Annotated in this window: 18 protein-coding genes and 2 pseudogenes; 13 read left to right on the top strand and 7 right to left on the bottom strand. The window is 72.2% G+C overall.

Features of this window, described 5'->3' with window-relative positions; genetic code table 11:
- Positions 1 to 20: 20 nt before the first annotated feature.
- Both BN2279_RS02470 and BN2279_RS02465 read left to right on the top strand, forming a co-directional pair.
- The gene (locus tag BN2279_RS02470; RefSeq protein WP_059006045.1) at positions 21 to 1,859 is read left to right on the top strand and encodes a thiamine pyrophosphate-requiring protein; all 1,839 of its coding nucleotides are present in this window, start codon (positions 21 to 23) and stop codon (positions 1,857 to 1,859) included.
- A gap of 32 nt (positions 1,860 to 1,891) precedes the next feature.
- Positions 1,892 to 2,770, top strand: a complete 879-nt coding sequence (locus BN2279_RS02465; RefSeq protein ID WP_079031760.1) for an SDR family oxidoreductase — start codon at positions 1,892 to 1,894, stop codon at positions 2,768 to 2,770.
- A gap of 349 nt (positions 2,771 to 3,119) precedes the next feature.
- On the opposite strand, the pseudogene BN2279_RS30110 reads toward BN2279_RS02465, so the two are convergent.
- The 3 genes and pseudogenes from BN2279_RS30110 to BN2279_RS02450 all read right to left on the bottom strand — a co-directional run.
- Positions 3,120 to 3,623: pseudogene (locus BN2279_RS30110) on the bottom strand (DUF2165 domain-containing protein); the annotation flags it as partial.
- A gap of 16 nt (positions 3,624 to 3,639) precedes the next feature.
- Positions 3,640 to 5,010 carry a cytochrome P450 gene (locus tag BN2279_RS02455; RefSeq protein WP_079031758.1) on the bottom strand — a complete coding sequence of 457 codons (1,371 nt, stop codon included), beginning with the start codon at positions 5,008 to 5,010 and terminating at the stop codon, positions 3,640 to 3,642.
- Between the two features lie 50 nt (positions 5,011 to 5,060).
- On the bottom strand, positions 5,061 to 6,017 hold the full coding sequence (locus BN2279_RS02450) for a SigB/SigF/SigG family RNA polymerase sigma factor (RefSeq protein WP_079031757.1): 957 nt from the start codon (positions 6,015 to 6,017) through the stop codon (positions 5,061 to 5,063).
- Positions 6,018 to 6,274: 257 nt separating this feature from the next.
- Here BN2279_RS02450 and BN2279_RS02445 point away from each other — a divergent pair, with 257 nt between their 5' ends.
- The 10 genes and pseudogenes from BN2279_RS02445 (at position 6,275) to BN2279_RS02400 (ending at position 15,758) form a co-directional block, all read left to right on the top strand.
- Positions 6,275 to 6,694: a CBS domain-containing protein gene (locus BN2279_RS02445; protein WP_059006043.1), complete on the top strand. Its 420-nt coding sequence runs from the start codon at positions 6,275 to 6,277 to the stop codon at positions 6,692 to 6,694.
- Between the two features lie 26 nt (positions 6,695 to 6,720).
- Positions 6,721 to 7,104: a DUF2267 domain-containing protein gene (locus BN2279_RS02440; protein WP_059006042.1), complete on the top strand. Its 384-nt coding sequence runs from the start codon at positions 6,721 to 6,723 to the stop codon at positions 7,102 to 7,104.
- A 41-nt stretch (positions 7,105 to 7,145) separates the two neighbouring features.
- A complete protein-coding gene (locus BN2279_RS02435) occupies positions 7,146 to 8,180 on the top strand; it encodes an NAD-dependent epimerase/dehydratase family protein (RefSeq protein WP_324612806.1) in 1,035 nt (344 codons plus the stop codon).
- A 138-nt stretch (positions 8,181 to 8,318) separates the two neighbouring features.
- Positions 8,319 to 9,940: pseudogene (locus tag BN2279_RS02430) on the top strand (phytoene desaturase family protein).
- Entirely contained in the window at positions 9,919 to 10,386 is a 468-nt protein-coding gene (locus BN2279_RS02425) for an SRPBCC family protein (protein ID WP_059006040.1), read from the top strand. The pseudogene BN2279_RS02430 and the gene BN2279_RS02425 overlap by 22 nt, the downstream one beginning before the upstream one ends.
- Before the next feature lie 73 nt (positions 10,387 to 10,459).
- Positions 10,460 to 11,659 (top strand): hypothetical protein, encoded by a 1,200-nt coding sequence (locus BN2279_RS02420; protein WP_059006039.1) that lies wholly within the window; start codon positions 10,460 to 10,462, stop codon positions 11,657 to 11,659.
- A gap of 29 nt (positions 11,660 to 11,688) precedes the next feature.
- Positions 11,689 to 12,282 (top strand): hemerythrin domain-containing protein, encoded by a 594-nt coding sequence (locus BN2279_RS02415; protein WP_059006038.1) that lies wholly within the window; start codon positions 11,689 to 11,691, stop codon positions 12,280 to 12,282.
- Positions 12,283 to 12,415: 133 nt separating this feature from the next.
- Positions 12,416 to 14,134, top strand: coding sequence for an aa3-type cytochrome oxidase subunit I (ctaD, locus tag BN2279_RS02410; protein WP_059006037.1), 1,719 nt, complete (start codon positions 12,416 to 12,418; stop codon positions 14,132 to 14,134).
- A gap of 1 nt (position 14,135) precedes the next feature.
- The gene (locus BN2279_RS02405; protein WP_199827605.1) at positions 14,136 to 14,495 is read left to right on the top strand and encodes a hypothetical protein; all 360 of its coding nucleotides are present in this window, start codon (positions 14,136 to 14,138) and stop codon (positions 14,493 to 14,495) included.
- A gap of 84 nt (positions 14,496 to 14,579) precedes the next feature.
- Positions 14,580 to 15,758 carry a zinc-dependent alcohol dehydrogenase gene (locus tag BN2279_RS02400; protein ID WP_059006036.1) on the top strand — a complete coding sequence of 393 codons (1,179 nt, stop codon included), beginning with the start codon at positions 14,580 to 14,582 and terminating at the stop codon, positions 15,756 to 15,758.
- Between the two features lie 80 nt (positions 15,759 to 15,838).
- On the opposite strand, the gene BN2279_RS02395 is transcribed toward BN2279_RS02400, so the two are convergent.
- From BN2279_RS02395 to BN2279_RS02380, 4 genes are all read right to left on the bottom strand, one after another.
- Entirely contained in the window at positions 15,839 to 16,630 is a 792-nt protein-coding gene (locus tag BN2279_RS02395) for an SDR family oxidoreductase (RefSeq protein ID WP_059006035.1), read from the bottom strand.
- Positions 16,627 to 16,815 carry a DUF2795 domain-containing protein gene (locus BN2279_RS02390; protein WP_059006034.1) on the bottom strand — a complete coding sequence of 63 codons (189 nt, stop codon included), beginning with the start codon at positions 16,813 to 16,815 and terminating at the stop codon, positions 16,627 to 16,629. The genes BN2279_RS02395 and BN2279_RS02390 overlap by 4 nt, the downstream gene beginning before the upstream one ends.
- Positions 16,816 to 16,891: 76 nt before the next feature.
- On the bottom strand, positions 16,892 to 17,926 hold the full coding sequence (locus BN2279_RS02385) for a hemolysin family protein (RefSeq protein ID WP_059006033.1): 1,035 nt from the start codon (positions 17,924 to 17,926) through the stop codon (positions 16,892 to 16,894).
- Positions 17,923 to 19,275 carry a hemolysin family protein gene (locus BN2279_RS02380; protein ID WP_079031768.1) on the bottom strand — a complete coding sequence of 451 codons (1,353 nt, stop codon included), beginning with the start codon at positions 19,273 to 19,275 and terminating at the stop codon, positions 17,923 to 17,925. Before BN2279_RS02380 ends, BN2279_RS02385 begins: the two co-directional genes overlap by 4 nt.
- Positions 19,276 to 19,480: 205 nt before the next feature.
- Between BN2279_RS02380 and BN2279_RS02375 the strand changes: the two genes are divergently transcribed.
- On the top strand, positions 19,481 to 21,505 hold the full coding sequence (locus BN2279_RS02375) for a glycoside hydrolase family 31 protein (protein WP_059006032.1): 2,025 nt from the start codon (positions 19,481 to 19,483) through the stop codon (positions 21,503 to 21,505).
- The last annotated feature ends 48 nt before the right edge of the window (positions 21,506 to 21,553 follow it).

Genomic DNA, 21,553 nt, shown 5'->3' with positions numbered 1-21,553 from the left:
GCCCCCGGAAGGGAAGCGAGATGAGCCAGACAGTCGCCGACCACATCCTCGCCCGGCTGCGCGAGTGGGACGTCGAAGTCGTCTACGGATACCCCGGCGACGGCATCAACGGCATCCTCGCCGCTTGGGGCGAGGCGGACAACGAACCCCGGTTCGTGCAGGCCCGGCACGAGGAGATGGCCGCGTTCCAGGCCGTCGGCTACGCCAAGTTCAGCGGAAAGCTCGGCGTCTGCGCCGCCACCTCGGGACCCGGCGCCATCCACCTCCTCAACGGGCTCTACGACGCGGCCCTCGACCACGTTCCCGTTCTCGCGATCGTCGGGCAGACCAACCGCAGCGCCATGGGCGGCTCCTACCAGCAGGAGGTGGACCTGCACGCCCTGTTCAAGGACGTCGCCGCCTACCTGGAGACCGTCAACGTCCCCGAGCAGTTGCCCAACGTGCTGGACCGCGCGATCCGCACCGCCACCGCCCGCCGCGCCCCGGCCGTCGTGGTGGTCCCGGCCGACGTGCAGACCCTCACCTACGAGCCGCCGGACCACGCGTTCAAAATGGTGCCCTCCAGCCGGGAGTTCAGCGGCTGGACCACCACCCCCGCCGACGACGCCCTGGAGCGGGCCGCCGAGGTCATCAACTCCGGTACGGACACCGCGATCCTCATCGGGCAGGGCGCGGCCGGGGCCCGCGCCGAGATCGAGGAACTCGCCGACACCCTGGGCGCCGGCGTCGCCAAGGCCCTCCTCGGCAAGGACGTTCTGCCCGACACGCTGCCGTTCGTCACCGGCACGATCGGCCTGCTCGGCACCCGCCCCTCCTACGAGTTGATGCGGGACTGCGACACGCTGATCGTGATCGGGTCGAGCTTCCCCTACAGCCAGTTCCTGCCGGAGTTCGGCAAGGCCAGGGCCGTGCAGATCGACGTGGACCCCGGCAGGATCGGCATGCGCTACCCGTTCGAGGTGAACCTCGTCGGCGACGCCCGCGCCACCCTGCGCCGCCTGCTGCCGCTGCTGCGCCAGAGGTCCGACGCCCGGGAACGGCACGAACGCGTCGCCGCCGCCATGGAACGCTGGCGCGACGCGCTGGCCCGGCAGGCGGAGCTGGTGTCGGCCCACCCGATCAACCCGCCGTACGTGGCGCACTGCCTGGACCCGATGCTGCCGGACAACGCGATCCTCACCGTCGACTCCGCCTCCGTGCCCAACTGGTCCGCCCGCCACATCACCATGCGCGGCACGATGCGCGGCTCGCTCTCCGGGACGCTGGCCACCATGGGCTGCGCGGTGCCGTACGCGATCGGCGCCAAGTTCGCCCACCCCGACCGGCCGGTGGTCGCGCTCGCCGGGGACGGCGCGATGCAGATGAACGGCATGGCCGAGCTGATCACGGCCGCCAAGTACCAGCACACGTGGCAGGATCCGCGGCTGGTCGTCGGGGTCTGGAACAACCACGACCTGAACCAGGTCACCTGGGAGATGCGCGCGATGTCCGGCGCCCCGCAGTTCCTGCCGTCGCAGGAGCTGCCCGACGTGTCGGTGGCGGCGTTCGCGCGGATGATCGGGCTGTCCGGCGTCCGGGTCGAGCGGCCGGAGGACGTGGAGGCGGCCTGGTCCGAGGCGCTGGCCGCGCCAGGACCCGCGGTCGTGGAGTTCGTGACCGATCCGGCGGTACCGCCGATCCCGCCCTCCGCGACGTGGGAGCAACTGGAGTCCACGGCCAAGGCGTTGCTCAAGGGCGACTCGGACCGGGGCTCGGTCGTGAAGAAGGGCATCAAGTCGAAGCTCCAGGAACTCCTGGCGGGCGGCGACGAGTCGGCGGAGCGCGACGCCCGCCGCCCGGCGAAGCACCGCAGGCACTGAACCATCCACCGAAGGGACCAGAAGGAATGTCGATGACCACCGACGACCCGACGCGACGCCACCCCCAGCCGGAGTTCCCCCAGCAGTCGCAGGAACCCCCGGGGGACACCGAGGAGATGGCGCCGCGCCCCGACCACGGGGAGGAGACGTACCGGGGCTGTGACCGGCTCCGGGACCGCAACGCGCTGATCACCGGCGGCGATTCCGGCATCGGCCGCGCCGTCGCGCTGGCCTACGCCCGCGAGGGCGCCGATGTGGTGTTCAGCCATCTGCCGGAGGAGGAGTCCGAGGCGGAGGAGACGTGCCGCCTGGTGACGGAGGCGGGCCGCCGCGCCGTCGCGCTGCCGTGCGACATCCGCGAGGAGGACCAGTGCCGCCGCCTGGTGGAGCGCGCGGTCTCCGAGTTCGGCGGCCGGATCGACATCCTCGTCAACAACGCGGCCTACCAGATGTCGCAGCCGGAGAGCATCGAGAAGATCACCACCGAGCAGTTCGATCGCGTGATGCGCACCAACCTCTACGGGATGTTTTGGCTGACCCGCATGGCGCTGCCGCACATCCCGGCCGGCGGCAGCATCATCAACACGACATCGGTCCAGGCGTACCAGCCCAGCCCGCACCTGCTGGACTACGCCATGACGAAGGGCGCGATCGTCACGTTCACCAAGGGCCTGGCGGCGCACGTCGCGCAGCACGGCATCCGCGTCAACGCCGTGGCGCCCGGCCCGGTCTGGACCCCGCTGATCCCGGCCACGATGCCGGACACCAGCGAGTTCGGCGCCTCCTCCCCCCTGGGCCGCGCCGCCCAGCCCGCGGAGATGGCCCCGGCGTACGTCTTCCTCGCCTCCCAGGACGCGAGTTACGTGACGGCCGAGATCATGAACGCCACCGGCGGCCAGCAACTGCCCTGACGCACCCGAGGAGCACCCCATGAGCGACCACGAGAACCCCCCGATCGAGAACTACGACGGCCTGCCCGCCGGCGAGATCGAACACCGCATCAAGTCGCTGTCACCGCCCGAGCTGGACAAGCTCCTGCGCTACGAACACACGCACGCCGACCGCCCGGCGATCACCCGCGCGATCGACACCCGCCGCGAGGCGCTCAAGAACTGGTCTGTGTTGTGTGTGTGTCGGGCGATGGATACAGATAGTGGGTGTTTTTTTTTTTTTTTTTTTTCCAAGCAGAAGACGGCATACGAGTTTTCTGCCTGTCTCGGGGGCTGGGAGATGTGTAAAAGAGACGGGGTGGGCGCCGTCCGGGAGGTGGAGCACCACCAGGGCGACGCCCGCCAGGAGAACGTTGCGGGCGGCGGCGTCCAGGCCGTTCCAGGCGTCGGACTGCCACATCGCGAACCACTCGCCGCCGATGGCCATGAAGCCCAGCCCGAACAGCAGCAGCACCATCACCAGCCCCAGCGAGCCGGCCCGGAGGGCGCGGCCCGGCGGCGTGCGGCGCCGCAGAACGGGGACCCAGAGCCAGCTCGCCGCCAGCAGCACCAGGGCCGTCGCCGTCTCCCAGACGATGATCGCGACATACGCGATGTCCTGGAGCGTCCGCGACTCGACCGCGCGCCACATCAGGTCCTCGTCCTGGAACGTGGTGTCCATCGCCAGCACGTGCCGGACGAACTCCTGGTTGGTGCCGAAGTCCGTGATGTTCCCGAACGCGACCAGCGCCATGTAGACCGCGACGGTGCCCGTCAGGGCGAACCGGGCCAACGACAGGGCACTCCCACGAGGTTGTCCGCTCACGGTGGCGATCGTACCGCCGGGCGGCTCAGCCGCGCCGGGCCGTGAAGCGCAGACCGAAGTGGTTCAGCGTCGCCGGGATCGGCGCACGCGGGTGCGGGCGCACAGGGGAGTCGAGGGTGAACGTCCGGCCCGACAGCAGCACCCCCAGCCAGGTGCTCGCGGTCAGCAGCACCACGTTCTCCCCGGGACACACCCCGGGACCGGCGCTGAACGGGACCAGCGCCGGGTTTTCCGCCGCCCGGCCGTCCAGCCAGATGTCGGGTTCGAACCGGTCCCCGTACGAGCCGCCCGGCTCGGCGCGGTGGAAGTACGGGGTGAACGCCGCGAACGCCGTGCCCCGCGACACCGTCGCGTCCCCCCATCGCGTCGGCTCGGTGCTCTCGCGCAGCAGCACCGGGGTCGTCGGCCACAGCCGCACCGACTCCAGCACACAGGCCCGCAGGAACGGCAGCGGCGCGGGGGCGGCCAGGTCCGCGCCCGTCAGCTCCGCCCTGGCACGGGCGGCGGCCTCCGGATGACCGGCCAGCAGCGCCAGCGCCCGCAGCGTGGCCATCCCCGCCGCGTCGAAGGCGAACAACCAGTGCGGAACCTGCCCGACCGGATCGGCCTCCGGGCCGGTGTCCCCCAGATGGAGCTGCCCGGCCAGGGTGTCCGCCCCGGCCTGGAACGCGTACCGCTGGAGCCGCACCAGGAACTCGGCCCGCGCCAGCCGGCGCCGGGGGTGCAGCAGCGACCAGTTCCCCGCCGCGCGCAGCCCGGCCAGCCGCCGCGTCAGGTCGTGGGCGTCGCGCGCCGCGTCACCGAGCACGATCCGCCGCACCGACCGCCACCATCCCCGCGCGAACAGGTCCCAGTCGAGGCCGTCGCGGGTGGCGCGCGCCGCCACCTCCGCCGCCTCCTCGCGGACCCGCCCCGCGACAGCGGGCGCCACCCGGTGCAGGGGGTGCGGCGTGTCGAGCGCCAGCTCGTTCAGCCGCCGCCGCACCGCGCGCGGCGCGCCCCGGGAGATCAGCGAGCCGTGCGGCTGGAACTGCTCCAGGGCCCGCCGTTTCTCCGGAGTGGCGGGGCTGAACGGCTCCGGCGTCTCGCGCAGCCCCCGCGCCAGATCGCCGCTGTCCAGCAGCAGCACGAGGGACCGGCCGCCGGCGGGCAGCCACAGCGGCCCCGCGCCGTACCGGGCGCGCAGGTCCCGCAGCGTGTCGATCGCGCCGCGGTCCGCCTGGAGCCGTTCGGCGGTGGCCATCGCCCAGCGGCGGCGCCGGATCACCCCTTCGGCGAGGGCGGGCAGCAGGATCCTGACCGCGGCGCGCGCCTCGTCGGCGGTCCTCACCCGGGGCAGGTCCCCGGTGGTCCCGGCGGTGCGATGGTCCGGCGGCGCGATGTGGTGGGGCGGCATGGAGTGGGTTCCCCCTTGTTCGGCGGCTGTGTCGTCGGGCGGCCGTGCGGTCAGGCGGCCGTGCGTCGGGCGGCGGGCCGGGTCCCCTGATCACCGCCGTCCAAACGATCGATCCGTCCCACGCCCCCGATTCCGCCGTCCGGGCCGCCGTCCGCGGTGGCGCCGTCGTCCGGGCAGCCCTCCACCTCGGCCCGGATGCGTTCGCACGCCCGGCTCAGCAGCCGCGAGACGTGCATCTGCGAGATGCCGAGCTGCCGGGCGATCCGGCTCTGCGTCATGCCGTGGAAGTACCGCAGGTAGAGGATCTCCCGCTCCCGCTCCGGCAGCGCGCGCAGCGGGCTCTTCACCGACTCGCGGTCCACCACCCGGTCGAAGCCGGGCTCGGGCGCGCCGAGCGTGTCCATCAGCGAGTAGTCGCCGTCCGCCCCCGGCAGTTCGGCGTTCAACGAGAGCGTGCTGAAGCTCTCCAGCGCCTCCAGACCGGTCCTGACCTCGTCCTCGGTCAGCCCGCTGTGCTGCGCGATCTGCTCCACGCTCGGCCCCCGGTCGTCGAGCCGGTAGGTGAGCTGCCGACTCGCCGCCCGTACCCGGTTGCGCAACTCCTGGGTGCGCCTGGGCACGTGCAGCCCCCACATGTGGTCGCGGAAGTGCCGCTTCACCTCGCCGACGATCGTCGGCACCGCGTAACTCTCGAACGGCCGCCCCCGGCTGGGGTCGTACCGGTGAACGGCCTTCACCAGACCGAGCGCGGCGACCTGCTCCAGATCCTCCAGCGCCTCCCCCCGGTCACGGAATGTCCGGGCCAGCCGGTCCGCCATCGGAATCCAGGCGCAGATGACATCGCGCCGCAGTTGCTCCCGCTCCGGGCACGGCGGCAATTCCGCGATCCGCTGGAATTGGCGGCTCGTGTCCGGCGCGTCGTCGTGCGGGTGGCGCCGCTTTCTCGGCTGCGACCGGGAAGGCGCCGGGGGCTGATGCTGGGGGTGGGGCTGTGCGGGTGTATTCATCGTTCGTGCTCTCCCAGGTGAGGGTGGGCGCGCGTTTCCGCTCTGTGCTCGCCACGGGAAGAGGCCGCTGCGACAAGTCTGCCCGTTAACCGGTCACCGCACATCTCGGGACATCTCGGGCCGGGAAACAACGCCGGACGGAACGCCGGACAGGAGGTTTTCCGCGCCCGGCCCGGGTTACCCGCACTCGTCCCAGGTGAGATCGACCCAGCATCCAGCGACAAGCAGAATCGACCAGCATCGAGGAGCCGAAACCCATGGCACGCACGGTAGCCGAGCTGATGACCCGCGAGCCCGCGACGGTCGGCGAGCAGGACACGGTGGCCAGGGCCGCCCAGCTCATGAAGGACAACGACACCGGGAACGTGGCGGTCGTCGAGAACGGCCGCCTGGTCGGCATCATCACCGACCGTGACATCGCGGTCCGCGTCGTCGCCGCCGACCGGCCCGCCTCCACCCCCGTCGCCGAGGCCGCCAGCCACGAACGGCTGGTCACGATCGACCCCAGGACCACGCTCCGGCAGGCCGCCGCCGTGATGCGGGAGAAGTCCGTCCGGCGGCTTCCCGTGGTGCGCGACGACAAGCTCGTAGGCATCATCAGCCTGGGCGACCTCGCCATCGAGAAGGACTCGGAATCCGGCCTGGCCGACGTCTCGGCGGCCGAGCCCAACGCCTGACCGAACCAACCGGAAAGAGCCCCATCGTGACCTACGGAACTTTTCTCTCGAACGTGAGAGACCGAGGTGAATACGCCGCCGACGAGGCCGAGCAGATCGTGCGGGCAGTTTTCGAAACGCTGAGCGAACGCCTCCCCGCCGGTTCCGCCGAACACCTCGCCGATCAGCTCCCCACCCCGCTGGCCGACATTCTGGAGGAGGCCGACGAGAACGGCCGGAGCTGGGGGGTGCGTGAATTCATCACCCACGTCGCCGAGAAGGCCGACGAGGACGAGGAGACCGCGGAAATGGACACGCGCATCGTGTTCTCCGTCATCTCCGAGCAGGTCGCCGGGGGAGAGATGAACAAACTGCTCAGCCAGCTCCCCACCGGCTACGCCGAGCTCTTCGGCTACTCGGAGCTGACCTGAACACCCCCGCCCACGCCACCGCGCCACGCCGCGTGGTGGTCGTGGGCGCGACCGGCAACATCGGCAGCCGCCTCGTGCGGCTGCTCGCCGCTGACGAACGCGTCGGCTCCGTCGTGGGGGTGGCCCGCAGGCCGCCCCGGTGGACCCTGCCCAGGACGACATGGGTCCGCGCCGACATCACGAAGGACCCGGGGCTGGCCGCGCTCTTCGCGGGCGCCGACGTGGTGGTGAACCTGGCGGTCCTGTTCCAGCCCTCCCGCCACCCCGACATCACGTGGCGCACCAACGTCATCGGTGGCGAGCGCGTGTTCCGCGCCGTCGCCGAGGCGGGCGTCCCCGCGCTGGTCCACGCCTCGTCCGTCGTCGCCTACGGGCCCGGCCCCAAGGACCGGCCGGTGGACGAGAACTGGCCGACCGACGGCTGGCCCACCGCGCCCTACCCGCGCGAGAAGGCGTACCTCGAACGGCTCCTCGACATCTTCGAGCACCGCCACCCGGGCGTCCGCGTGGTCCGGCTCCGCCCCGGCATCGTCATCGCCGCCGAGTCGGCGCCGCAGCAACGCCGCGTGTTCGTCGGCCCGTACCTGCCCGGCCGCCGCCCGCCCGGGGCGCTGCGCCTGGTGCCGTCGGTGCCCCGGATGCGGTTCCAGGCCCTGCACCGGGACGACGCGGCCGACGCGTTCCACCGCGCGGTGCTGCGGCCGGTCCACGGGCCGTTCAACCTGGCGGCCGACCCCGTCGTGGACGCCGGGCTCGTCGCCGAACTGACCGGCGCCCGCACGTTCCCCCTGCCCTACCGCGCCGCCCGCGCCGCCGTCGATCTCGCGTGGCGCGCGCGGCTGCTCGCCACGTCGGCCGACATGTTCGACGCGGTCCTGGCCCTGCCGCTGATGGACACCAGCCGCGCCCGTCTGGAACTGGGCTGGACCCCGCGCCACTCGGCGAGCGACGCCATCACGGAGTTCCTCGCGGGCCTGCGCCAGGGCGGCGGCACCGACACCCCACCCCTGCGCCGCACCATCCCTCACGGCGGCCGCCTCCGCGAGGCGGCGACCGGAACAGGAGAACGCCAGTGAGCACCACCGCCTCGGCGCGGGCGGAAAACCGCACGGCGGAGGGTTCGCCCGCCGATAAGCGGTCAAGCGAACGGCGGAAGCTCCGCCCGGTGGGCGGCGGGCGGCGGGCGGCGGAAGAGTGAACGGGAGGGGGATCCAGTGAGCGGTGCGCCTGATGCCATCGTGGTGGGGGCCGGGCCCAATGGGCTGGTGGCCGCCAATCTGCTGGCCGACGCGGGGTGGCAGGTGCTCGTGCTGGAGGCCGAGGACGAGCCGGGCGGCGCGGTCCGCAGCGACCGGGGCGTTCACCCGGACTTCGTCAGTGACATGTTCAGCGCCTTCTACCCGCTGGCCGTCGCCTCCCCGGCCCTCGCCGGGCTCCAGCTCGAACGCTGGGGCCTGGCCTGGAGCCACGCCCCCGCCGTGCTCGCCAACCCGCTGCCCGACGGCCGCTGCGCCGTCCTGTACCGCGACGCGGAGCGGACCGCCGCCAACCTGGAGACGTTCGCGCCCGGCGACGGCGACGCGTACCTGCGGCTGCTGGACCGCTGGGACCGGCTCGATCCCGACCTGCTGCACACCCTCCTCGGCCCGTTCCCGCCGGTCCGCCCCGCCGCCGGCCTGCTGCGCCGGCTCCCGCGGCGGGCGGCCTGCGGCTGCTGCGGTCCCTGACCCTGTCGGCCCGCCGCCTCGGCGAGGAGGAGTTCAACGGGCCCGGCGCCCCGCTGCTGCTCACCGGCTGCGCGCTGCACGCCGACTTCTTCCCCGAGTCGTTCGGCAGCGGCCTCTTCGGCTGGCTGCTGGTCATGCTCGGCCAGCGCCACGGCTGGCCCGTGCCGGTCGGGGGCGCCGGGCAGCTCACGGCCGCGCTGGTCCGCCGCCTCGAAGCGCGCGGCGGCACGCTGCGGCTGGGCACGCCGGTGAGCCAGGTCATGGTCCGCGACGGCCGCGGCCGGGGCGTGCGCCCCGCCGAGGGCGAGCCGCTGCTCGCCGCCCGCGCCGTCCTGGCCGACGTGCCCGCGCCCGCCCTGTACGGCGGCCTCGTCGGCTGGGACCACCTGCCGGCGCGACTGCGCGAGGACATCCGCCGCTTCCACTGGGACCACGCCACCCTCAAGGTCGACTGGGCCCTGTCCCGCCCGATCCCGTGGGCGGCTCCCGAGGCCGCCCACGGCGGCACCGTGCACATCGCCGACAGCGTGGACCACCTGACGCGCCACTCCGCCGACCTGACCACCGGTGTCCTCCCCGAGCACCCCGCCGCCGTGCTGGGGCAGATGACCACCGCCGACCCGACCCGTTCCCCGGCCGGCACCGAATCGGCCTGGGCGTACGTCCACGTGCCCCGGGGCATCCCGCCGGCCGTGCTGCGCGGAACGATGGCCGACCGTCTGGAGGCGTCGGTGGAACGGGTCGCGCCCGGCTTCCGCGACACGATCCTCGACCGGCGCGTCCTGGCCCCCACCGACCTGGAACGGCTCGACCGGGGCTTGGTCGGCGGCGCGCTGAACGGCGGCACCGCGGCCCCCCACCAGCAGCTCTTCTTCCGGCCCGTGCCCGGCACCGGCCGCCCCGACACCCCCGTCGCCGGGCTGTTCCTGGCGTCCTCCTCGGCCCACCCGGGCGGCGGGGTGCACGGCGCCTGCGGGGCCAACGCGGCCCGCGCCGCCCTCAGAAGCCAGTGGCCCGTGGTACGGCACCTCCGCCGCGCCGGGGCCGCGTTCCGCACCGAGCCGAACCCACGGGAAAGGACCCGGACATGGCCATCAGATCAGTCCTGATCAAGCGCCCACCCCACGCCGTGTGGGCCGTCCTGTGCGACGGCCGCCGCTACGGCGACTGGGTGGTGGGCACTCACTCCTCCGAGCCGCTCGACGGCGCCTGGCCCGAGGTCGGCTCGGCCATCAGGTACACGGTGAAGGCCGGCCCCTGGAGCCTGAGCGGCCGGACCGTGGTCCGCGACGCCGAGCCCGGACGGCGCCTCGAACTGGAGGCGAAGAGCGGGCCGTTGGGCACCGCCCGCATCGGCATCCAGACCCGGCCGTGGGGCGAGCACACCCTGGTCACGGTGGACGAGCACCCGCTCACCGGGCCCGGCGGGACGCTCCACAACATGGCCTCGGATGCCCTGATCCAATTGCGGCACCGGCGCATGTTGAGAAAACTTGCCCACGTCGTGGAATCCGCCACCGAGCCGGAGTCCGAACGGGCATCGTCGCCGGAATGAACGGCGGGTCAGCGGAATGCTTCCGCGCGCCACGGGTACCAATGGAAACCCTCATCCTGACCCTGGAGGCCACATGGCGTTCAATCCGCTGGAACAGCGGGGCATTCCCCTCGACCGGCAGCGGCGCAATTGGCGGGAACTGTCCGTCATGCCGATCGACCCCGACCGCTGCGACCCCTACACCCGCTGCCGGATCATCACCATGAACGGCATCGAGGTCGAGGCGATCCTCTTCAGCCACCAATTCGCCCGCCACTGTCCCGACATGGACGTCAAGCGGCAGCTCGCCGAGGTCCGCTACATCGAGGCGCAGCAGCAGAAGGCCGTGAACTGGCTGCTCCCGGGCGTCTCCTCGGTCCTGGAGACGACGATCGGCTACGAGCAGGTGGCCGTGGACCTGACCGCCTGGGTGGCCCGGATGGAGCCCGACCCGTATCTCAAGCAGGCGTACCAATTCGGTGTGCTGGAGGACTTCGACCACCTCTACCGGTACGCGAATCTCTACGAGATGATCGAGCACCGCAAGGCGGAGGAGATCGTCGACAATCTCACCGAGGTGATGCCCGGCCGGCCCACCCCGCTGCACCACCGCGACCCCATGGACAATGTCCGTGACCCGTACGACCGGCAGACCGCGAGTCCGCTGTCGAAACTGCACGCGCTGACCATCATGTCGGCCGAACAGCAGACGATGAATTTCTACATGAACGTCGGCCCGACGTACATGGAGCCCATCGCGCGGGACCTCTACCAGGAAATCGGCCTGATCGAGGAGGAGCACGTCACCCACTACGAATCGCTGGTCGATCCCGGCGAGACCTGGTGGGAGCAGCTCGTCCACCACGAGTACAACGAATGCTACCTGTACCACTCGTTCATGGAGCAGGAGAGCGACCCCCGCATCAAGCGGATCTGGGAGCTGCACCTCAACATGGAGCTCGAACACCTCCACCTCGCCTGCGACTTGATGCGCCGCCACGACGGCCGCGACCCGGAGCAGGTTCTCGCGCCGGAGCTGCCCAACGTGCTCACCTTCGAGCCCAACAAGCAGTACCTGCGGGAGCTGATCGCCGACCAGCTCGACCTCACGACCCTCGGCACCGGCTATGTCCGGGAGGCGCACGAGCGGTTCGAGCGGATGCAGCAGCAGCTCAACGGCGACGGCAAGGCGCCCAGCGACCAGGTTCTCGACCGGCACCGCGAGATGTTCGGCCGTGAGTACCGGCTGCAGACGGAGGGCGAGCACCCCGTCCCCGCGCTGCGCGAGCAATGACGAGTCCACAGCCCAGGAGAGGCTCACCGATGGCCCAGACCGATCAGACCGCCCACGACGCGGGGAACGCGCGTGACGACGATGTCGTCGCGCTCCTCATGCGCCAGCACGGCGACATCAGGAACCTCTTCGACGAGGTCGAGCGCACCTCGGGCGACGAGCGTCGCGAAGCGTTCCGCAGCCTCGTGCGGCTGCTCGCCGTCCACGAGACGGCCGAGCAGGAGGTCGTGCACCCGTACGCGGGGCGCCTGTTCGACGGCGCGAAGGACATGGTGGCCGACCGTCTCGCCGAGGAGAAGGCCGCCAAGGAGATGCTCGCCGAACTCGACGGCATGGACCCGGAGGACCCCGGATTCATGCCGCGCCTGCGGGAGTTGCGCACCGACGTCCAGCGGCACGCCCGCGCCGAGGAGCGCTACGAGTTCCTCCAGCTCCGCCGCCGCGCCGACCCGGAGAAGCTCGCCTCCATGGCCAAGGCCGTGCGGGCCGCCGAGTCGATGGCCCCGACCCGCCCGCACCCGGGCGTGCAGGGCGCCGCCGCGAACATGGCGGCCGGTCCGGTCGCCGCGCTCATGGACCGCACCCGGGACGCCGTGCGGAAGGCCATGGGCAAGAAGGGCTGACCGGAAGGGCCGGCACCACAGGCGGACAGGGAAGAGAGCGCGGCGCGCGGATACACGCCCACGAAGGGGTCATAACCGCGCGCCGCGCGTCCGCGTCGGTACAACGGGCCGCGAGTCACCGAAAGGACCGACCATGGCGACCCTCACCGCACCGCGCGCCCTCAAGCCCCCTCAAGAGCCCAGGACCACCGGGCAGATCATCGTCGCGTGGCTGACCACCACCGACCACAAGAAGATCGGCTCGCTGTACCTGATCACCTCCTTCCTCTTCTTCATCGTCGGCGGTGGGCTCGCCCTGGTCATGCGGATCGAACTGGCGCGTCCCGGCATGCAGTTGCTCTCCAGCGAGCAGTACAACCAGGCGTTCACGATGCACGGCACGATCATGATGCTGCTGTTCGCCACCCCGCTGTTCGCCGGTTTCGCCAACGCGATCATGCCGCTCCAGATCGGCGCCCCGGACGTGGCGTTCCCCCGGCTCAACATGCTGGCCTACTGGCTGTACCTGCTCGGCGGGCTCATCGTCGTCTCCTCGCTGATCATCCCCGGCGGCGCCGCCCACTTCGGCTGGTTCTCCGACGCGCCGCTGAACAGCCGGGTGTACTCCCCGGGCATCGGCCACGACATGTGGATCATGGGCCTGGCCCTCGGCGGCTTCGGGACCATCCTCGGCGCGGTCAACTTCATCGCCACCATCATCTGCATGCGCGCGCCCGGCATGACGATGTTCCGCATGCCGATCTTCACCTGGAACGTGCTGCTGACCAGCGTGCTGGTGCTGATCGCGTTCCCGGTGCTGGCCGCCGCGCTCTTCGCGCTCCAGGCGGACCGCACCTTCGGGGCGCACATCTTCGACGCGTCCAGCGGCGGTTCGCTGCTGTGGCTGCACCTGTTCTGGTTCTTCGGTCACCCCGAGGTGTACATCATCGCGCTGCCGTTCTTCGGCGTGATCACCGAGATCATCCCGGTGTTCGCGCGGAAGCCGATCTTCGGCTACATCGGTCTCGTCGGCGCCACCATCGCGATCACCGGTCTGTCGGTGACCGTGTGGGCGCACCACATGTTCGCCACCGGCGCGGTGCTGCTGCCGTTCTTCTCCCTGCTGTCGTTCCTCATCGCCGTCCCCACGGGCGTGAAGTTCTTCAACTGGATCGGCACGATGTGGAAGGGCTCGCTGTCCTTCGAGACGCCGATGCTGTGGGTCGTCGGCTTCCTCGTCACCTTCCTCTTCGGCGGCCTGACCGGCGTCATCCTGGCCTCCCCGCCGCTGGACTTCCACGTCCACGACAGCTACTTCGTCGTGGCCCACTTCCACTACGTCGTCTTCGGCACGGTCGTCTTCGCGATGTTCGCCGGATTCCACTTCTGGTGGCCCAAGTTCACCGGCACCATGCTCGACGAGCGCCTGGGGAAGATCCACTTCTGGACCCTGTTCATCGGCTTCCACGGCACCTTCCTCGTCCACCACTGGCTCGGCGCCGAGGGCATGCCCCGCCGCTACGCCGACTACCTGGACTCCGACGGATTCACCGCGCTGAACATGGTCTCCAGCATCGGGGCGTTCCTGCTGGGCCTGTCCACGCTGCCGTTCGTCTACAACGTCTGGCGAACGGCCCGGTACGCGCCGAAGGTCGAGGTGGACGACCCGTGGGGCTACGGCCGCTCCCTGGAGTGGGCCACCTCCTGCCCGCCGCCCCGGCACAACTTCGTCGCGCTGCCGAAGATCCGCTCCGAGTCGCCCGCGTTCGACCTGCACCACCCGGGCGTCGCCGCGCTGGACCAGGCCCGGCAGACCGGGCGCCGCGACGTCGCCGAGTCCGTTTCCGACGCGCCCGGCCCCCGGGAGAGCTGATATGCGTGCCGTGCGCCCGCCCCGGGACGAGGCCGCCGAGGGCATCGCCCAACTGGAGGGCTACCTGCTCTGGCAGTCCGAGCTGAGCACCGCCCGCGCCGAGGCAGAGGCGTTCGCCGACACGCTGCCGTGGCTCACCGACGGCCAGCGAGCCGAGCTGACCGCCCGGTACGCCGAGGAACGCGTCCGTCTCGCCCGCCGCGTCCTCACCGGCGTCGCGGCCCGCTGCCGTGCCCTGGAGTCGGAGTACACCGCGCGCTACCGGGAGCTGCGGCACCGCCTGCTGTGCGCCACCGGCTGCGTGCTGCTGGCCGCCGCCGCCCTGACCGCCGGGCTGCTGTCGCTCGCCGTCCGGGGCTGAACGCGGCGGTCCGTCGCGACCGTAAGGGGTGTGACCCGCGCCGGCCGGGTACCCGCGTCCCTATCGAACCGGAGGTGAGTCCCCATGAAGGCTGTGGTGTGGCACGGCAAGCGTGACGTGCGGGTCGAGGACGTGCCCGACCCGGTGATCCAGGAGCCCACGGACGCGGTGATCCGCGTCACGTCCACCGGTCTGTGCGGTTCCGACCTGCACCTGTACGAGGTGCTGTCACCGTTCATGACACCCGGCGACATCCTCGGCCACGAGCCGATGGGCGTCGTGGAGGAGGTCGGCCCGGAGGTGACCGACCTGGCGCCCGGCGACCGCGTCGTCGTGCCGTTCCAGATCGCCTGCGGCTCGTGCTTCATGTGCGAGCGCGGGCTCCAGACCCAGTGCGAGACGACGCAGGTCAGGGAGCACGGCATGGGCGCCCGCCTGTTCGGCTACACCAAGCTGTACGGGGCCGTGCCCGGCGCCCAGGCCGAGTACCTGCGGGTGCCGCAGGCCCACTACGGCCCGGTCAAGGTCCCCGACGGCGTTCCCGACGACCGGTACGTGTACCTGTCCGACGTGCTGCCCACCGCGTGGCAGGCCGTCGCCTACGCCGACGTCCCGAAGGACGGGACACTCGTCGTCCTGGGCCTCGGCCCGATCGGCGACATGTGCTGCCGCATCGCGCTGCACCAGGGCGCCGCGCAGGTCATCGGCATCGATCTGGTGCCCGAACGGCTCGCCCGCGCCCGTTCCCGGGGCGTGACGACGCTGGACCTGACCGAGCACGACGACATCGCCACCGCCGTCCGGGACCGTACGGCCGGGCGCGGCGCGGACTCCGTGATCGACGCGGTCGGCATGGAGGCGCACGGCAGCACCGCCAACAAGGTGCTCCAGGACCTCGCCGGCCTGATGCCGGGGAAGCTCGCCGAGAAGATCGCCTCCCGGGCCGGCGTGGACCGGCTGTCCGCCCTGTACACCGCGATCGACCTGGTCCGGCGCGGCGGCACGATCTCCCTCAGCGGCGTCTACGGCGGCATGGCCGACCCGATGCCGATGCTGACCATGTTCGACAAGCAGGTCCAGCTCCGCATGGGCCAGGCCAACGTACGGCGCTGGGTGCCGGACATCCTGCCGCTGCTGGCGGGCGACGACGACCCACTGGGCGTGGACGGCTTCGCCACCCACCACCTGCCGCTGGCGGAGGCGGCCGACGCGTACAAGATGTTCCAGGAGAAGGAGACGGGCAAGGTCGTCCTGCGGCCGTGAGCGGAGCCTGAGAAGAGCACAAGCGGCCCCCGCCGGTGTTCGTCCCCGGCGGGGGCCGCTTTCTTCTGCTCGCGGCGCGGTCAGACGCGGCGCCAGGACCCGTCGCGCAGGTGGGAGTCGGCCATCGGGCCCATCCGGGTCATCCCGCCGTCCACCGTCCATGAGGCGCCGGTGACGTACGAGCCGGTGCCGCCCGCCAGGAACGCGATCACCTCGGCGACCTCCCGGGCGTCCCCGGGCCGGCCCAGGGGGACACCGGGGCGGGACTCGTCCGTCACGTCGGTGTCCTCCTGGCCGGTCATGGGGGTGGCGATCTCGCCGGGAGCCACCGAGTTCACCAGGATGCCGTGCTCGGCCAGCTCCAGCGCCATCACCTGCGTGAGCAGCCCCAGACCGCCCTTGGCCGCGCAGTACGGCGCGGCGCCGACCTTCGGCTGGTGCTCGTGGACGCTGGTCACGTTCACGATGCGCCCGCCGCGGCCCTGGGCGATCATGCGCCGAGCCGCGTGCTGCCCGCACAGGAACGGGCCGGTCAGGTCCACGTCCAGCACCTGCCGGAAGGTGTCCAGGCCGATGTCGGTGAACGGGGTCGCGGTGCCCGTGCCGGCGTTGTTGACCAGCACGTCGATGCCGCCGAGGCGCTCGGCGAGGCGGTCCACCGCGTCGGCCGCCTCTGGCAGCCGCGTCAGGTCCACGTGCTCGACCGCGGCGCGCCCGCCCGCCTTCTCCACCTCGGCGGCGGTGGCCTCCGCCCCGGCCCGGTCGGTGTTCCAGGTGACGCCGACATCCATGCCGAGCCGGGCCAGCCGCGCGGCGGTGGCCCGGCCGATGCCGGAGTCGGATCCCGTCACCACGGCGACGGGAGCGGTCACCTGAAGATCGCCTTCTCGACGTCGTTCGGCCCGTCGAAGCTGTCCTTCTTCAGGCCGGCGAACTTGTCCACCAGCTCCTTGTCGGCGCCGTTCTTCTTGGCCTGCTCGACCACCGTGTCCTTGTCGGTCGGGTAGTTGATGTTCTTGAGGGCTTTCTGCACCTCGATGGGGTTCGGCTTGCCCATGACGGTCCTCCGATCGTGCTCGGTTCTCGATCGTTCCGCTGTCCGCCTCCGCGTACCCGACGACCGGTCGGGGCAATCAGGAGGTACGGGAGGAATCGGGCGCCGTGGGGCCGACCAGCTCCGCCAGGACGTCCTCCATGGCGACGAAGCCGAGCAGCGTTCCCCTGGCGCTCGTCACGGCCGCCAGATGGGTGTGGGCGCGCCGCATGGCGGTCAGCGCGTCGTCCAGCAGCGTCTCCAGCCGCACCCGCACCACCGGGTGCGCGGCCTCGCGGGGGAACGGCCGGTCGCGGTCCACCAGGTCCAGCGCGTCCTTCACGTGCAGGAAGCCCAGCACGGTCCCGCCGGGGCCGGTCACGGGGAAGCGGGAGTAGCCGGAGACCGCCGACACCCGTTCCAACTGCCTCGGGGTGATCCGGTGGTCCACCGTCACCATGCGGGCGACCGGCACCACGATCTCCGCGACCGTCCGGGTGCCCAGCTCCAGCGCGTCCCGCAGCCGCTCGCTCTCACCCGCCTCCAGCAGCCCCGCGTCGCTGGAGTCCTGCACCAGCCGCACCAGCTCATCGTCGGTGAAGACCGACGGCACCTCGTCCCTCGTCTCCACGCGCAGCAGCCGCAGCAGACCGTTGGCTATCGCGTTGATGCCGAAGATCACCGGCCGCAGCGCCCGGGTCACCCCCACCAGCGCCGGGCCCAGCAGCAGCGCCGCCCGGTCGGGCGCGGCCAGGGCGAGATTCTTGGGCACCATCTCGCCGATCAGCATGTGCAGATAGGTCGCCAGCGACAGCGCGACCGCGAACGCGATCGGGTGCACCAGCGCCCCCGGCATCCCGGCCCGGTGCAGCACGGGCTCCAGCAGGTGCGCGATGGCCGGCTCCGCCACCGCGCCCAGCACCAGCGAGGAGGCGGTGACGCCGAGCTGCGCGGTGGCCATCATCGGCGACAGGTGGCGCAGCGCCCACAGCACGGTACGGGCGGAACGCTCCCCGGCCTCCGCCCGCGGCTCGATCTGGTCCCGGCGCACGGAGATCAGCGCGAACTCGGCGCCGACGAAGAACGCGTTGGTGAACAGGGTCAGCACCCCGAGGGCGAGCTGCGCGACGGTCACGACGCGCCCTCCCCGTGACCGCCGTGACCGCCATGATTGCCGTTGCCGTTGCCGTTGCCGTTGCCGGGGGCGGTGATCCGTACCCGCTCCGCGCGGTGCCGGGCGGTCAGCAGCACCGTCAGCCCCCAGTCCGCCACACGGATCCGGTCACCGGCCAGCGGGATGCGCGCCAGCTCCGCCGCCACCAGCCCGGCCACCGTCTCGTACGGGCCCTCCGGCACCGGCATGCCGACCGCCGCGAGCCGGTCCACCCGCAGGCTGCCGTCGGCCTCCCACGTCCGCGCCCCGGTCCTCGCCAGGCCCGGCTGCTCGGCCGGATCGTGCTCGTCGCGGACCTCGCCGACGACCTCCTCCACGATGTCCTCCAGCGTCACCACCCCGGCGGTCCCGCCGTACTCGTCCACGACCACCGCCAGCGACCCGGTGCCCCGCCGCCGCTCCAGCAGCCGGTCCACCGGCAGGCTGTCCGGCACCAGCAGCGGCTCCGCCGCCAGCGACGCCACCGGCGTGTCCGGCCGCGCCGACTCGTCCAGGGCGAGCACCGCCTTGATGTGGACGACGCCGATCACGTCGTCCAGCCCGTCGCGGTACACCGGGAACCGGGACAGGCCGGTCGCCAGCGTCAGGTTCGCCGCGTCGGCGGCCGTCGCGTCCGCCGCCAGCGCGTGCACGTCCACGCGCGGCGTCATCACGTTCTCCGCCGTCAGCTCCCCCAGGTGCAGGGTCCGCACGAACAGCTCGGCGGAGTCCGGCGGCAGCACGCCCTCGGCCGCCGAGTGCTGCGCCAGGGCCATCAGCTCCTGCGGGGTGCGGGCCGAGGCCAGTTCCTCGGTCGGTTCGAGGCCCAGGAGGCGCACCAGCCGGTTGGCCGTCTCGTTGAGGTGCCGGATGAACGGCGCGAACGCGGCGGTGAACGTGCGCAGCGGCCCCGCGACCGTCCGCGCCACGACCAGTGGCCGGGAGATCGCCCAGTTCTTCGGGACCAGCTCGCCGACCACCATCAGCACCACCGTGGACGCCGCCACCCCCAGCGCCACCGCCAGCGACGACGCCACGCCCTCCGGCAGCCCCGCCGAGCGCAGCGGGCCGCGCAGCAGCTCCGCCAGCGACGGCTCGGCCAGCATGCCGATCACCAGCGACGTCACCGTGATCCCCAACTGCGCGCCGGAGAGCTGGAACGTCAGCGCCCGCGCGGCGCGCAGCGCCCCGCCGGCCCCCTTCTCGCCCGCGGCGGCGGCCCGTTCCAGTTGGCCGCGCTCCACCGTGGTCAGCGAGAACTCGGCGGCCACGAACACCGCGCAGGCCAGTGTCAGCAGCAGCGCCAGCAGCAGAAGCAGCAGTTCGGTCACCATGTCACCCCTCTGTCACCCCTATCCCGGCGATCGGCCGGCATTCCTGTGGATGTGCGTGCGGTCGTGCCCGCGACCCGCCCCACTCATCGGCGGCGGCCGGGCGTGGCTTGAGAACGTCCGGGTCCGCCGTTTTCCCCGCCGGGGCGACGGGTACCCGGGGCGGGTTCGACTGGCCGGCCAGCAGGTGGACAGGGAGAGACGGATGGCGGCGGACTTCGATCCGTACGTGGCGGCGGACCCGGAGGGCGACAGCGAGTACCTGCGGGTCACGCTCGCGTCCGGCCGGACGATCCGGCTGTCGTGCACCGTGCCCGTGGAGGGCGTGCTGCGGCTGCGGCAGGAGTCCCCGGCCGGTACGCCCGACAACGACTCGCCCGTGCTGCTCGGCCTGGAACACCGCCCCGCCCGGCTGGCCCGGGTGCCCGGCGGCACCGAGATCAGCGGGCCCGGCGTGCGGGCCGTGTGGGACTCGGACGGCGCGAAGGGCAGCGGTCAGGGCCTGCGGTTCGGCGCCTACCGCCGCTTCCCCGACCCCGAGGCCGACACCGTGCCCTTCCGCGCGGGCTTCGAGGCGCCGTCACCCGGCCACCCCGGCGGATGCTGGGTGGAGACGATCCACCTCGCCCCCGACGCGGCCGTCTACGGCGGCGGCGAGAGCTACCAGGGCATCAACCTGCGCGGGCGGCGCCGCAGGCTGCGCAACACCGAGGAGAGCCGCGACGCCGGGCGCGACTCCGCCTACCTCAACGTGCCGCTGCTGTGGTCCGACGCGGGCTGGGGACTCTTCGCGCACACCGGCGGCACGGTGGTCGCCGACCTGGGCGCCACCCACTCCGAGGCGGCGTGCGTGCGGATCGGCGGCGAGAGCCTGGACCTGTTCCTCATCTCCGGCGACGCGATGACGGTCCTGCACCGCTACCAGGCGCTGACCGGCCGCCCCCGCACCCTGCCCGAATGGGCGTACGGGGTCTGGATGAGCCGTTCGTCCTACTTCACCGCCGACGAGGTGGTGCGCACGGTGGACGAGCTCCAGGAAGCCGGCTGCCCGGTGGACGTGATCCACGTGGACGAGTGGATGGCCGAATCCGTGCTCGACGACGCGGCGTGGACGGCCGGACCTGACCGGACCCGTTTCCCCGAGGGGTGGACCCGCGCGCTCACCGAGCGCGGCGTACGGGCCAGCCTGTGGATCAACCCCTACATCAAGGCCGGCACCCCGCTGGCGGAAGACCTGGCCGAGCGCGGCTACCTGGTGCGCGACCCCGACGGCGGCCCCATCGCCACCGCCGACAACCCCGACACGTACGTCGTGGACTTCACCAGCCCCCAGGCGCGGGCGTGGTGGAGCGACCGCCTGACCGCAACCCTCCGGCAGGAGGGCAACGCGGCGGTCCTCGCCGACTTCGGCGAGGAGATCCCCGACCACGCCGTCTTCTCCGACGGCAGCCGCGGCGTCGAACGCCGCAACAGCTACGGCCTGATCTACCAGGACGCCGTACGGGCGGCCGGACTCCGCGCCCGCGAGGGCGACTTCGTCTCCATCTCGCGCTCCGGCACGGCCGGCTCGCAGCGCGACCCGGCCCACTGGGCCGGCGACCTGCCGTCCACCTGGAGCGGCATGGTCTCCACGCTGCGCGGCGTGCTGTCGATGTCGCTCAGCGGCGTGTCGATCGTGACGCACGACGCGGGCGGCTACTGGACGCCGGAGTCGTACCAACTGGCCACCAAGCTCCGCTCGTCCATGACGCCGGACGCCGTTTTCGCGGACGTCGATCCGGAGTTGTACGGCCGGTGGGCGCAGTGGGCCGCGTTCACCCCGATCATGAGGTTCCACGGCGTGGGCCGCCGCGAACCCACCGCCTACCCCGAACCGTTCCGCGGCGCCGCCATCGCGGCCTGCCGCCTGCGCACCCGGTTGCGCGGCTACGTCGCGGAGTCCGCCGCCGGGGGACTGCCGCTGATGCGGCCGATGCCCCTGGCCTTCCCCGGCGACCGGGCGGCCCGCGACGCCGACCTCCAGTACATGTTCGGCGACGACATCCTGGTGGCCCCGATCCTCGAACCCTCCGGCCACCGCACGCTCTACGTCCCCGCCGGAGAGTGGACCCCCCTCCTCGGCCCCCCACCCCTGACCGGCCCCGGCTGGCACGAAGTCCACTGCACCCCGGCCGAGTTCCCCGCCTACGTCCGAGCGGACCACGGCCCGGAATCGGTCCTGCGGGACTGACACCGGCCGGGGACGGAACGTCGGGCATCTGTGGACTCTTGGTCAGCG

This window comes from Streptomyces specialis (genome assembly GCF_001493375.1).
GTDB lineage: Bacteria > Actinomycetota > Actinomycetes > Streptomycetales > Streptomycetaceae > Streptomyces > Streptomyces specialis.
The sequence above is the reverse complement of the archived record's forward strand: the minus strand, read 5'-3'. Positions and strand labels throughout refer to the sequence as shown.